Origin of the sequence: Hymenobacter sp. GOD-10R (genome assembly GCF_035609205.1) — a bacterium.
In the GTDB taxonomy this organism is placed as follows: Bacteria; Bacteroidota; Bacteroidia; order Cytophagales; family Hymenobacteraceae; genus Hymenobacter.
The window spans coordinates 4,292,144-4,306,170 of record NZ_CP141184.1; the positions used below are offsets into that span (position 1 = coordinate 4,292,144).

The following is a 14,027-nucleotide window of genomic DNA, read 5'->3' on the forward strand; positions in this document are numbered from 1 at the left end:
ACCGGTGATGATAGTTTTTGACAATTCGCAGGCGGCAACCGGTCAGACGCCTAGGGCGTTGGACCGGTGGATGACCTTACTTATACTGGTAGAAGCGCACGTAATCCACCACCATCTGCTGCGGAAAAGTGGTGGTATTAATCGTGGCGGGGCTAGGGCTACCGAGGAAGTCGCCTCCTATGGCCATGTTCAGAATCACGAAAAACGGATTATTGAACGGGTACGGCGACGCGTCGCTGCTAGTGAACGTGTAGTACTGTTTGCCGTCGAGGTAAAATCGAATTTGATCTTGGCTGCGAACGGCACTGAAGAGATGATAGTCGTCGGAGAAGTTGCCGCTGGGCAGCGTGGTTTCGGTGCCTTTGTAGCGATGGTCGGCTGTGCTGGAGCCAAAGTGCATGGTCGAGAGAATCTTGTTTGGCTCCTGGCCGCGCAACTCCATGATGTCAATTTCGCCGCAGACGGGCCAGTTGTTCTGGTCGATGTTGCTCCCGAGCATCCAGATAGCCGGCCAGATGCCCTGACCTTTGGGCAGTTTCGCCCGCACGTCGATCCGCCCGAAGGTAAAGCTCTGCTTGCCCTTCGTAATCAGGCGCGCCGAGGTATAATCGCGCCCGCCTTGGCTTTGCTTCTGCGCCTGAATAATCAGGCTGCCGCCGCTCACGTAGGCATTCTCTACCGAGTTGGTGTAGTACTGCAATTCGTTGTTGCCCCAACCACCGCCCCCGGTTTCAGCGGTCCACTTGGTGGGGTCAACGGCGCCGCCCCCATCAAACTCGTCGCTCCACTTTAGCTCCGTGTACTGGTCGTAGTCTTTAGCAGTGGCATTGACTTCGGTGCTGCCAGTAGGGTTTGGTGCCGGCGGTATATCGGGCTTTTTTGTTTCGGTGCAAGCCAGCAGGCCCAATGCTAGCCAGAGACTGGTTCCAGCCATACAGGAGCGCGCAAAAAAAGACGCGGGTTTGTTTTTCATAGAATGGAAAAGCGAAGCCGGACTGATCAGTTCAGTCCGGCTCCTAAGAACTATTTAGCGACTAGCTTCATGTCGAAGACAGTACCGTTGTTCTTACCCGAACCAGCCCGCAGCACCATGTTTTTGTCGGTGATGGAAATAATGCGGTAGTTCAGGTCGGGAGCGTCGGTGATGCCGATGAAGGAGCCAGTTTTACTCAGAACAAACTGGGCTAGCCCAGTTCCATCGGCCGGGCCGAAGGTGAAGGCGGAGGTAGTAGAACGAGCTGCCTGGCAGCTGCCAGGGCTACCAGCGACGAAGGTTTCCGCTTTCGCGTCGTATTTATATTCGTTGGCAGCCGAGAAAGTAAACTCGTCGTCGGCCTGGCAAGCAGGCAGCGCGCCCGCTACACCACCCGGATAATACTGCTTCGGGTCTGCTTCGGTACCAACCGTAATCGTTTGATCTACTTTGTTGTCGAGCACCCACGTTTTCTGGGTGCCGCCTGTGAGCAGTTGCTTCACCCGCGTTACGGCGTCGAAGGGCACCAGCGTTACTTCCGTTTTGGTGCTGTTAGCCAGCGTGCCGCGCAGACGCAAGATCGTGTTGCTGGCCTCAATGATGTCGTACGTCTGGCTCGTAACGGCTACACTCTCACCGATGAAAGCGTCAGCAGTACCCAGCACGATCTGACCTAGGCCGCTGCTGTTTGGCTTATAGACGAACGACGATGAGCCGGCTTTCTCCGATCCGCAGACGTTGTTGGCCGCGTAGGTCATGGTGAACGACGTGCCGCTGAACGTAAACTGATCATCGGCCTGGCAAGAAGGCAACGAGTTGGCCGCCGAAGAAGACGTCACGTTGTTGTTGGCATCGAGGCGCTTGATGGCACCCGCCGCCGCCGAGAACGTCCAGACCCGCGCGGAAGGCGCACTGCCCTGGCAGCCAACTAAGGCCGAGAAGCCCGTGTTGCCGCACGCAGTAGGTATTACCACATCGGTTTGAGGCGTGGCACTAAAGCCGCCCTTACCCGACGCGTTCAGGCGTACTTTGTACGTGCCGGGCGTGTTATACGTGTGCGTTACGGGTGAGCCCTTGCCAATGGTGCCGTCGCCAAATTCCCACTGCGTCACAAAAGCGTTCTGACTGTTATCAGTAAAGGTGACGGCGACCGGAAACTGAGTTGAGTTGACGGCGCTGCTGAAGCTAGGTGCCGGCAGGGTACCTTCCAGCTTGCCGTGGTCTTCTTTTTCGCAGGCAGTAAAGAGCAGCGGACTGGTAAGTAAAACCCAGACCGCTTTAGTCCATGTATGTTTCATACAGATGAAAGCTGAAATCGTCGGAAAAAAGCGGCTTAGTAGCCAGGGTTTTGTTTGAGGCCAGGGTTAGCATCTAGCTCAGACTGCGGGATGGGCAACACCAGGTTGGTTTCGGTGGGCGTGCCCCGCTGAATACCGATACTCCGCAGGTAGTTTGCTTGCGCTGTCATCACGGGTATCAGGCCGTAAGGCGTTCCATTGTAGCGCTTTAGATCAAACCAACGATCAAACTCGAAGGCTAGCTCATATTTACGCTCCCGCAGAACAGCACCCGTAAAGTCGGAGGTGCTAGCGGTCAGGTCCTTCGCCGAGGCCGTGTTAATGTCCAGTCCGAAGGCGCGGCGGCGTACTTTGTTGATAGCTTCCAAGCCTTCCGTCGTTGGCCCCACGGCTTCGGCCAGAATTAGGTACATCTCAGCTAGGCGGAGCACCGGCACGTTCAGCGGCGAATCCCAGATGTTGGTATTCACCTTGCCCACAAACCACTTCTTGCAGTTGTAGCCAAACGGCGAGCCAGTAGCCCGCGCCGACTGCTTACCGCCGTCGGGGTACACGTCGCCGGGCACCCACACGGTGGCGGCTTTGCGCGTATCACCTGCCTCGTAACCCGCCACGAAATCAGGCTCCGGCACGTTGAAACCGTAGCCGCTACCCGGCGTCTGGTTGGCACCACGGGGCCCGAAGAACTCGTTCATGGCCGAGCCGACGTTGTTGCGTTCGTATTCGTTGCGACCATTCACGTACTGCACTTCAAAGAGCGACTCCTTACCATTTTGGTTTTCGTTGGCCACTTTGAAGTTGTCAGCGTAGTTGGCCCACAGCGTTTTGCCCGAGTTATTGATTACCTCGCGGGCACGCTGAGCAGCCTCGGTTTTCTTGCCTTCCGTGATGTACACCTTGGCCAACAAGCCCGTAGCAGCCCACTTAGTAGCCCTACCTAGGTCGGCGCCGCTGTAGGAAGTAGGCAGGTTGCCAATGGCATCAATCAAATCCTGCTCGATTTGCTTGTACACGTCGGCGGCCGGCGTGCGAGGGATGTTCACGGCATCTGGGCTAGCGGGTGGAGTCGTAAACAGCGGCACGTCGCCGTACACTCGCACGAGGTCGAAGTAGAACTTGGCGCGCAGGAATTGCGCCTCCCCTAGGCACCGCTTCTGAATAGCGGGGTCCATGTTTTGGATGCTCGGTACTTTCTGCAACACGATGTTGGCCCGCTGAATGCCAATGAAGCAGCCGCCCCACAGGCGCGTAGCCACCGTATTCGTCGTAGGAATGCTGAAGGCTTCGAGCTGCTTGTACTCAATGGCGTCGTTGCCATCGTCGCCGCCCGAAACGGAGATATCCGCCATGATGTCGAATGCCCACATGGCTAGGTTATACTGGCCTTCTTTCGTTAGCTCGCTGTACGCGGCTGTCGTGGCCTGAATGGCATCCTGCTGGGTTTGGTAAAAGTTGGCGTCAGTTACTTGGTCGGCGGGAGCTTCTTCCAAGAACTTCTCATCGCAGCCCGTCAGCAATCCTAGGGAAAGCAGGAAAGCCCCGCACGTAAATTTTGAGATATTCATGACAATAGGGTGGGAATTAGAATTAGAACCCAATGTTCAGGCCGCCCATGAACACGCGCGCTTGCGGATAAATACCTAGGTCAACGCCGCTGGCGCTAACTTCCGGGTCGTACCCGGTGTATTTGGTCAGCGTAATCAGGTTCTGAGCCGTGAAGTACACGCGTAGCTGCGTGGCCGAAATCCGGTCCATAATGCTTTTGGGCAGCGTGTAGCCAAACGTTAGGTTTTTGAGGCGCACGTAAGAGCCATCTTCAATGAAGTGGGTTGATACCCGCAGGTTGTTGTTGGGGTCACCGTTGATGGCGCGGGGCACATCATTGCTGGTGCCGGGGCCCGTCCAGCGGTTCAGGATGCGGGTGGTACCGTTGGTGGTGCTGTACAAGGCACTCTCCGTGATATAGCGGTTGAGGTTGTACACATCATTGCCCTGCACGCCCTGAATGAAGAAGCTCAGATCGAAGCCTTTATACGCCAGATTGTTGGTGAGACCAAACGTCAGGTTTGGGTTTGGATTACCAATAAACTTCCGGTCGGCATCCGTAATAACGCCGTCACCATTCAGGTCGCGGAATTTAATGTCGCCAGGTGCCGTGCCGTTGGTCTGGTAGAACTTGTCGTTCTTCGGGTTACCCACATTGGCGCCGGCATTCAGCGTGTTGAGTTCCTCCTGTGTCTGAATCAAGCCATCGGCTACGTAGCCGTAGAAGGAGCCAAATGCTTGGTTCACATCATAACGCACGATGGTGCCGCTCAAAGAGCCTAGGCCATTATAGGGTACCCCTACCCCTAGCTTCTCCAGGCGCGTCTTGTAAGCCGAGATGTTGAAGGTAGTAGTCCACGTTAGGCCTTGGTCGGTACCCGCGAAGTTGTGGGAGGTCAGCCCCACGTCGATACCACGGTTGTAAGCGGAGGCCGCGTTGCGGTTCACCGATTCGTACGTGCCCGACACCAAAGACGGCGGCACTGGCGCAATCAGATTCGGCGAGTTCCGGTTGTAGAGGTCGATGCTGGCTTCAAAGCGGTTGTCCAAGAAACCTAGGTCGATGCCGACGTTAGCCTGATCATTGTATTCCCAACGCAGATCGGGGTTCCGCAGACGAGTTGGCGCTCCACCGGTGTTGATGGCACCATCTGCACCAAGCGGGTAGGTAATGCCAAAGTTGATGGAAGACAGGTAGGCGTAACGACCGGCGTTCAGCTCATTACCAACTCGCCCGTAGCCAACGCGCAGCTTCAGGTTGCTGATGGTGCTGTTGCCCTTCAAGAAGTCCTCTTCCGAAATGCGCCAGCCCGCGGATGCACCGGGGAAGAAACCAAACTTCTCGCCGACTTGAAAGCGGGAAGAGCCATCGTAACGAACGGTAGCTTGGAAAATGTACTTGCCCCCAAACTCGTAGTTCAAGCGACCAAAGTAGCTAGCCAGGCGCCGAGGTGGGTCAAGGGTGCCCGCATTGTTCAACAGCGTGTTAATTGGACCAGCATTGATTACCTGCAAGTCGTTGCGCAAGTACTGCGAACGATACGCCTCCACGTTGCTGAAAGAGAACTGCTGTGCCGACTGACCCAACAGCAGGGTTACTTGGTGCTTATCAGCGAACAAACGGTCGAGAGTCGCCGTGTTTTCAATCAGGTAGCTAGGCGCGTACCGCGAGGTAGCCGTAGCGCCAGCCGTGATGTAGCGCTGGGTGTAGCCTGTTAGCTCAGGGCCGCGGGGTGCGAAGCTATTGAAGTTTTCAAAGATAAAGTCAGCACCCACGTTCGTGCGGAAGCGCAGTCCTTTTACGGGCTCTAGCTCGGCGAAAAAGGTTGTGAGCGCCCGGTTACGGGTGAATCGCTGATTGACCCGCTGCGAGGTAGCCAGCGGATTTTCCTCCGTGAAGTTGTCGTTTGCGCTATTGGGCTGGTACCAGTAGCCATCGGGACGGTACGGCTGCACAGTCGGGGGCATGCGCAACAGCTGTTGCACGGCGCCATATTCGTTGTTGCCGCCGTTACCGCCGCCGTTGCTCGACACTTGACGGTCGCTCAGGTGGGTCAGGGAGATGTTGTTACCTAGCTTCAGGATTTTACCAATCTGTACATCCCCATTCGCGCGCAGCGTAAAGCGCTCGAAGTTAGAACCTAGGATGATACCGTCCTGCTGGAAGTACGTGCCTGATAGTGCATAACGGGCTTTCTCGCTGCCGCCTGTAGTCGACACCGAATAGTTCTGAATCTTGGCCCGACGGAATAGCAAGTCCTGCCAATCAGTTCCTTTGCCCAGCGAGGCAGGGTCGCGCAGCTTGTCAAGAGCAATAGGCTTACCAGCTGCCAAGAGCGACTCATTGTTGATGGTCGCGTACTCTTGGGCGTTGAGCAAATTCAGCTTGCGCGCTACGACCTGCACACCACGGTAGGCATCCAGATTGAAGGTGGTACGACCAGCTTTGCCCCGTTTCGTGGTAATAATAACTACCCCGTTAGCAGCGCGAACCCCGTAGATGGCCGTAGCAGAAGCATCCTTCAGCACGTCAATCGTTTCGATGTCGTTGGGGCTGATGGCGTTAATCTGACTATCAGAACCGTCCGGCAGCGGAAAGCCGTCCAACACGTACAGTGGGGAGTTGTTACCAGCCGAGGTTATACCGCGGATACGCACCGAAGTACCAGCTGCTCCGCCAGGAGCGCCACCATTGGAGGTAATAGTTACACCAGAAACTTTACCTTGAATGGCTTGCGTAGCATCAGCTACCGGCTGACGCACTAACTCCGCTCCGTTGACGGATGAAATAGCACCCGTTACGCTGCCACGTTCCTGCGTGCCGTATCCCACTACTACGATTTCGCTCAAGGCTTGGCGGTCTTCGACCAAGCTGATGACGAGGCTGGTAGTAGCGCCGCTTAAAGGCACTTCTTTCTTGATGAAGCCAACCGAACTGACTACGAGTGTGCTGCCTTCTGGTACGTTCAACGAGAACGAACCATCGGCCCCAGTGGAAGTACCTAGGGTAGTACCTTTCACGACAACAGTTACGCCGGGCAATCCGGTACCGTTCGCCTGCGTAACCCGACCCGACACAGGGACGTCGGCGCGGTGATCTCCAACGAGCAAGTTGAACGGCCCGTTGGGTATCCTAGGTGTTGCAAGGGCGGGCCAAGCGACTGCTGGCCCGCCTAAAGCGGCTAGCATCACTACTCGCCGCCAAAGAGAATGTTTGTAAGCGTTTGAGCTCATAGAACAAGGTTTGTGGGAATGGTTATAGGGGTGGTGAGGGTAATTGAAAGAAGAATATTGAAAGCAGTAGATGCTGAAAACATCTAGTATGCAAGCAGATAATCGTTTCCGGGAACGTTTCCGGAAACGAAAAAGACTAGCAGTCCAATCCGTGTTATAAAAGCAGTAAGTAGAAAGGGTGGAAAAAGCAGGCGTTGCAAGCAGCTTGATAATGTGCAATACCTTGCACTATTATCACCTGGCTTATTCTAATAGTAAGGGGTGGCTCATCAAGAATAACAAGCCAAATATATCAGATCTTGTTCAGCAAATGCAAGTGCTAAAATCCACTTGTATGCTCTTAAAATGCACTTTTCGTGATAACAAACAATTAATCTATACACTTACTACACACGTAAAAACGGTTTATTATCGCTAGGCGTAACTTAAGTGCACATGGATGCACAACAATTATTCGGCTAAACAACAACTGGAAAATCTACAACAACCTTCTTCCTACTTCATATTTCCTTCATTTTCCGAAAACGTTTCCGATAGCTTAAGCTAGCTCAAACTATCAGAGCGGTCTTGCTTTTCCATCTGCTCCTCAGCATGATCATCATTGGCATCCAATAAGATATGAGTCCAGCTTTCATTTGCCTCGTAATCGACAGCTTGCTCGCGACGTCGTATAGCTTCTAGCACCTTCTGGCTGAAGCTCCAGCAGGTACCTTGGCGTAGATCAAGCACTCGGGATAGCTCCTGGGAAGAATAGTTGCCATTATGCGTGTACAACAGGAACACGGCATAAAAAGCCTTCACTGTCGAAAACTTACACTTCTGTAGTAAGGTGTAAGCCGTAGCCGATTCAACGTAGCGGCAACGGGTGCAACGTCGGGAATGAGGCTCACGTCCATCGCAATACTTTTCATGTCCACAGCGGCGGCACTGGTAGCCATTGACCCATTTCAACTCTGCTAAGTAGCGCAAACAAGCATCCTTGTCTGGATAGATCTGGCTGAATTCACCAAAGTCTACTTCCTTCGACAAAACCCTAGCTTCCTGTGCTTGCTGCAAATCATGGCGCAAATCAGTGTTAAGCTTCTCAATAGCAGCAGATTGCAAGGCTAGCAGGCCATTAGCATGTAACAGTTCGCGGTTCTGAGCAGCAATGGTTTCGCTCTGCTGCCGTAACTCCTCGGTACGCCGAGTTACCAAGGCCTCTAACTCTGTATTTAGCTGATCCTTCAGTTCTTGATTTTGGCGAAGCTGTTCTACTAGCAAGTCTTGCGTTTGGTGCTTTTTCCGTAACTGCTTGACCAACTTTCCCTGCGCGCGGATGGTCGCATCTTTGATGGCTTTGATCTTCTCGCCGAGTGCGTAGGAAAGCACCACTACCTCAATCACAAAGGCTGCATTCATACTGTATACAGTAGCCGTATTGGTAAAGGTATTGATACCTAACTTGCGCAAAATCATAAAGCACACACTAATAGCGACCAAGGCGTGTGCTAGCAGAAAGAAGCGAGCTGGTCGGAACCCACCGCGCCACACCAAAAAGGCCAAGCAATAAAGTATGCCGTAGGGAATCAGGTAAAACCAGAATCCCCATCCGGAGTGAAGCCACAGCGTATCGAGTAAGAGCAGACTAATACTGATCAGGACTACACGCCGCACCCAAGGATCATAATCAGGTAGGCGTTGCGGAGCATCGAGAAACTGCCGGGCGTAGTAGCTGAATGTGAATAGCAGCAGAATGGGCGACAGCGCAATAACCAGCTGATTCATAGCTGGGAAGTCTGGCCATAGGTATTGAAAACCTAGCCCATCTTCTGACAGAAAAACTAGGCTACAACTGAGCACATACAGCACGTAGCGCAAATAGGTCTGTTCGCCGATAAATAGGTAGAGACACAAATTGTACACTACCATGATCAGCAACACTCCATAGAAAGCACCAAGCAGAACATATTCCGTTTGAAAGTGGACGGCTAGTGGCTGCTCTGTGCGAAGGCGGCTCACAAAACTCGTCTTGGAGTTGGATTCGAGGCGGATATAATAAGTACGAGTTTGGTTTTCCTCAAGTGGCAGACGAAATAGGAAGTTTTTATAGGGAAACTTCCGGGAGCTCAACCGGTAATCAGCACCAGTGTGCACCGCTCCCTGCTCCGATTTGGTAAATGGATAAAAGGTGATGTCGCTAAGGTGAGAATCTAGTAATTCCAAGTACCAATGCTGCATCAATGAACCTTTTGCCTGCACAACAAGACGTAACCAGTATGCTGCGCCTGGCTCCTCCATCGTTGTAGGTACCTGGTCGCCGCGCCGAAAGTGCTCTGCCTGAGCAGGCTGCTGGACATCAGCTAGGGTGAGTTGCCCCGAGGGGTCAGCCAAAACACTGTATAAAGCTGGTTCAACGAATAGCTCGTCTAGGCCGGCTCGCACTTTCAACGTGTCAGCTGGGCGCGATGCGGCAGGACTCTCCAACCCAACCAGTAATAATAAGAGAGTTATGACCAGCCTATTGTTCCAAACACGCGAGAACACACCTGAATAGTACAGAGTCGATTTCATAGTACTTCTAAGGTACAAAAATCTGGCGCAGTTTACTGCCCACCAGCAGTGCTGCTAGCGCCTGGCGAGAACCGTAGCCAACTCAACTTCCCAACGGGTTGATCGACGCATAGCCGTAATGTATGCCGCCCTGCTGGCAACGACGCAGCCGGGAGCGTTAAGGTTTGCCAGACGGTTGTATCTCCCTGCGGCTCTATTAGCACTGATCCGAGGGTAGCCTCGCCTAGCTTCAACGTAAGGCGCCCGGGCGTGGTAGTGGGCTGTACGCGGAACTGTACGGCGTAAGCGCCCGCAGCCTTAACCGTTACGGTATAATTAAGCCACTCGCCCGCAGCTAGGTCCCCGACAGCGAAACTATTGCCCTGCGAGCTAACAACTTCCTGAATATCAACCCCATCATTGCGATATACACCTCCCTGGTTCCATGGCTTATTGCTCCGATAGTCGGTTTTAGCGGAGTATTCGTCCTGATACGCCACTCCCGCCCGACCTAGGTCGTAATCAACGGCCTGAATAGTACCTGGCACCATGAGCGAAGCAAAGGGAGCCGAAAAGTTGCTTGGCTGCGTAAGCGCCGCCGCCACATCACGATTGGGAGTGCAGTTGGCAAATTGCACGTTGCGCAACAAAGCAGCACGTCCGGCTGGGGTCAGGATGCTACCGTATGATTTGACACGCAACAAGCTTGCGGGGCTGTTTACCCGCTTGATATTCCAGTGGCACCAGCCAATGTTGTTGGCGTTCAACACTTGCACGGCGGCAGCAAACCACTCATTAGAGTTTTCGCCCGTTTCTCCCACCCATACCGGTACTTGCCACCGGTCACGGAAAGTCACTAGGTTTTTGATCAAGTTGACTTGATTAGGGTTTGGATCTGTGGCTTCCGGAGCGTTCGTACACCAGTAGCGGTGAGCGTTGTACACGAGATTATGCTTGTCTGATACAGCTAGCTTGTCGGGGGTGATGTTCGTGTATTCATTGCCGTAGCCGTTGCCTTCCAGCAATAGTAAATGCTGGTCTCCTTGGCTGCGCACCGCCTCAATGAGCCGAGAATATAGCGCGCTAAGCTCTTTATTATCAGCCGACATGCCGTTGGCCTCATTTAGGTTGTGCGGCTCGTTTATCAAGTCATACATAGCTACTCGCCCGTCTTTTTTGTAGCGGGCAGCTAGCTTTTCCCAAAAGCGCACTGTTATGTCCTGATAGATGGCGCGGCCCTTGGCGTCACGGCGCTTCCACAGATCGAGGGGCAAGAAGTTATCGTTGATGTTGCGGTCGGTACCTTGTCCACCAGGAGCAGCGTGCAGGTCCAGAATCACGTAAAGGTTATTGTCCGCGCACCACTTCAGCACGTTGTCAACTTGCCGAAAGCCTTCAGTGTTTTGATCGGTAAAAAGCCGGTCTTGATCGTACCACGTACTCAGACTTTGCACGTAGGCATCGAGCTTTTTTGCGTTTTTAGGGTCGCGGATGACTTCCGTGCGAGCGTGGCGCTGGGTCGCCGTCAGGAATAAATCATAGTGAAACGGCAGTCGTACGCAGGTAAAACCTTGTTTAGCAATAAAATCGATATCGGCTTTAGTAATAAAATTGGCGCGATACTGCTGGTAAAACTCCTGCATCTGCGCCTCTGGCATCGTACGTAGCAGACCTTGTTTGATGCGCCACTGGCAGTTCAGTGTGTCCGTTTGCAGGATGTAGCTTTCTTGGAGCAACCAGCCTCCTACATTAAACCCACGGAGAATCACTTCTTTCCCACCGCTGTTCACTATCCTAGGTCCCTCGGCATGGAGCATGCTCAGCTGCTGAGCGCCAGAACGTAGACTGTGTAATAAGATTATTACAATGGTACATAGCACGTACGCTACGCCATTGTACCCCTTTTGAGGAGCGTCTCCATCTCGGCCTTCCATAAAATGCTGGTTGAGAACACCTGTTGGCGGAGAAAGAGAAAAAAAGGGCAGAGATACCCCGCCCTCTTTTTACCGTCATTTCTCACGCTACGGTTTTTTATTTACAAGCTTCAGATAGCGCATCTTATGCGCTTGCTTCTCCCCTGCCAGGTTTTCTGCTGGCATACTTATGAATCTGCCTCGTTTCGAATACGACGAGGTTTAGCCTTCGTAACACTGCTATCGTGAAAAGAGAAGGCTCTTACAGCCACTGCTTAGGAAAGTACTACGCCTAGACAGGCGACGTACAAAGACATCAGTCTAGCACCCGCTAAAAAGGCAAGCACTCGAAGTATACCCTAAGCAGATTCTAGAAAAGCAGCTCGACTTAGCTCCTCAGAGAAGCTGCGAGCCAGCAGCAAAAACAGGTCGACAATGCTGGTGCTCAGAGCGACCTTTAGCTAGTGTAAATGCGTTCTTCATGGGTGGTGGGTTTGGGTTGGAAGCAGTACCAAGCAAGTAGGGATGCTGGTACAAATCAGAGTGGACGGCGCTATAGTATAGCTACAAGCAGAGAACCTAGGTTAAGGGATAATTTTTACGCCTCCCTGCTCTCGCTTAGCATATGCAATAGGTTAGCTAACAAGTCTTGAGAGCAACTGCGTGATCAAATATATTGGTGTGTTTTTCTAAAAAGCAAATTACTAAAATGCTTCTATTACTCAGAAACGATGTTTTTTCACTTATCTAACACCATATTTATACACTTACTACACACGCATAAAATCAATTTTTCACGACGTATGGCAGAATAGATGCTACTTCCTACTGTTGCGCTAGCAGATAAGAAACAACGATAAATTCGAATAAATTTTGCTGGTAAGTGCACGTATCATGTATGCGACATGCTAGGCTACTCTGCACCAGTGGGCCCAAATCGCTCCGTGCGAATGCTCTCAGCAGGTAGACCTAGGTCAAGTAGAGTATTAGCGGCTTGTTCAACCAATTGCGTAGGTCCACAGACAAACACCTGCGGCAACACGGAAAATTGCGTCAACACCTCAGTCAGCATTGCTTGGTCGATGCGACGGTGGTATCCGTTCCAAGCTAGCGGGGCTTGCCGAGTGAACGTAAAAACTAGGCTGAAGTGCGGATCTTGCTGCGCTAGCGCTTCCAATTCTTGTCGGTAAATAGCCTCAGCGGCGGTGCGTACGCTGAAAAGCAACACGGTAGGGTTAGTTGCTTGAACGGCAGTGCGATGACGCAGCATAGCCATCAAAGGCACTACTCCAGAACCGCCCGCTACGAGCAGCAATGGCAGATCATACATTTCCTTACGCCACACGAAGTAGCCCCCAATAGGACCGCGCACCTCCAACGAATCGCCAACAGCTACCCCTTCGTGCAAGTAGGCCGACACTTCGCCGTCATCAATTAATTCAATTGTTAAATCAATCTCGCCGACTTGCTCGGGCGGCGAGGCGATGGAATAGCTGCGCTCCGCTTGGTAGCCATCCTCGGCTGTCAGACGCATATCATAATGCTGACCCGGTAAGTGCGGTTGCCAATGCGGCAATTGTAGCGTGAACGTTTTGACGCGTGGCGTTTCTTTCACAATAGCTTTCACCTGAGCTAGCTGCCAGGGCATTTTCTCCGACATGTTCACCGCTAGCTTATTGATCGGAATCGTCTGTGCGATAGCGCTGCTCCTTCCACGGGTCGCCGTACATGCTGTAGCCGCCTCGTTCCCAGAAACCAGGCTCGTCCTCATCCATGAAGCGCAGTCGGTTAATCCACTTTGCGCTCTTCCAAAAGTACAGGTGCGGCACGACTAGCCGCGCCGGGCCGCCGTGCTCTGGGGTGAGCGGCTTTCCGCCGAAACTCAATCCGATGAAGCCTTTGCCGTTGCGCAGATCTTCTAAGGGCACATTGGTGGTGTAGCCGCCGTAAGAATACGCCATTACATAGCGTACTTCAGGCAAGAGCTTGGCGTGTTCAAGTATTGTATCGATGCTCACGCCTTGCCATTGGGTATCTAGCCTCGACCACTTCGTTACGCAGTGTATGTCATTGGTAAATGACTGCTGAGGCAGGGCGTTAAACTGCTCCCACGTCCACTGCACGGGCGTCTCGACCAATCCTTCCAAGCTAAACGTCCAGTTGGCGAGTGCAATACGCGGTGTGGGGCCAGCCGAAAGCACGGGAAAATCGTGGGTCTCATATTGGCCGGGCGGAATTCGGTCGCTAGCTGCCGATTCTCGTTTGCGTCCAAATCCTTTGTTGAAGAAAGCCGCCATAAGGTGCAAAGCTGAAGAGTAGAGGCGCAAAAGGTAGCAAAATATTCACTTGCGGGAAGCTAGGCAGCCTGGTTTTGCGCGTGCCTGTGAGCCTCTGTTGTACCGTTTCAGGTAGCCGTTAATTGCTCTTAGGCAACGTGCAGGCGCTCACAACGTCTTTGTGCTACTTTGTTTGCTCGGTTGCCACAATGGCGCTAAACCATCTACTTTCGTGGCTGCTCTGGGCTGAGAGAAG

At 52.9% G+C, this 14,027-nt stretch carries 8 protein-coding genes; all 8 read right to left on the bottom strand.

From position 1 onward, the window contains the following. Window positions 1-76: 76 nt before the first annotated feature. Complete coding sequence (locus SD425_RS17165; protein WP_324671169.1) at window positions 77-934, bottom strand: glycoside hydrolase family 16 protein; 858 nt, start codon at window positions 932-934, stop codon at window positions 77-79. A gap of 89 nt (window positions 935-1,023) precedes the next feature. Next, the gene (locus tag SD425_RS17170; protein WP_324671170.1) at window positions 1,024-2,271 is read right to left on the bottom strand and encodes a PKD domain-containing protein; all 1,248 of its coding nucleotides are present in this window, start codon (window positions 2,269-2,271) and stop codon (window positions 1,024-1,026) included. Between the two features lie 35 nt (window positions 2,272-2,306). Further along, the gene (locus SD425_RS17175) at window positions 2,307-3,836 is read right to left on the bottom strand and encodes a RagB/SusD family nutrient uptake outer membrane protein (RefSeq protein ID WP_324671171.1); all 1,530 of its coding nucleotides are present in this window, start codon (window positions 3,834-3,836) and stop codon (window positions 2,307-2,309) included. A 22-nt stretch (window positions 3,837-3,858) separates the two neighbouring features. Further along, on the bottom strand, window positions 3,859-7,050 hold the full coding sequence (locus tag SD425_RS17180) for a TonB-dependent receptor (protein ID WP_324671172.1): 3,192 nt from the start codon (window positions 7,048-7,050) through the stop codon (window positions 3,859-3,861). A 543-nt stretch (window positions 7,051-7,593) separates the two neighbouring features. Next, window positions 7,594-9,423, bottom strand: a complete 1,830-nt coding sequence (locus SD425_RS17185; RefSeq protein ID WP_324671173.1) for a 7TM diverse intracellular signaling domain-containing protein — start codon at window positions 9,421-9,423, stop codon at window positions 7,594-7,596. A 212-nt stretch (window positions 9,424-9,635) separates the two neighbouring features. Further along, entirely contained in the window at window positions 9,636-11,399 is a 1,764-nt protein-coding gene (locus SD425_RS17190; RefSeq protein WP_324671174.1) for a cellulase family glycosylhydrolase, read from the bottom strand. Window positions 11,400-12,408: 1,009 nt separating this feature from the next. Then, complete coding sequence (locus SD425_RS17195; protein ID WP_324671175.1) at window positions 12,409-13,155, bottom strand: ferredoxin reductase; 747 nt, start codon at window positions 13,153-13,155, stop codon at window positions 12,409-12,411. Between the two features lie 13 nt (window positions 13,156-13,168). After that, entirely contained in the window at window positions 13,169-13,792 is a 624-nt protein-coding gene (locus SD425_RS17200; protein WP_324671176.1) for a sulfite oxidase-like oxidoreductase, read from the bottom strand. Window positions 13,793-14,027 lie beyond the last annotated feature (235 nt).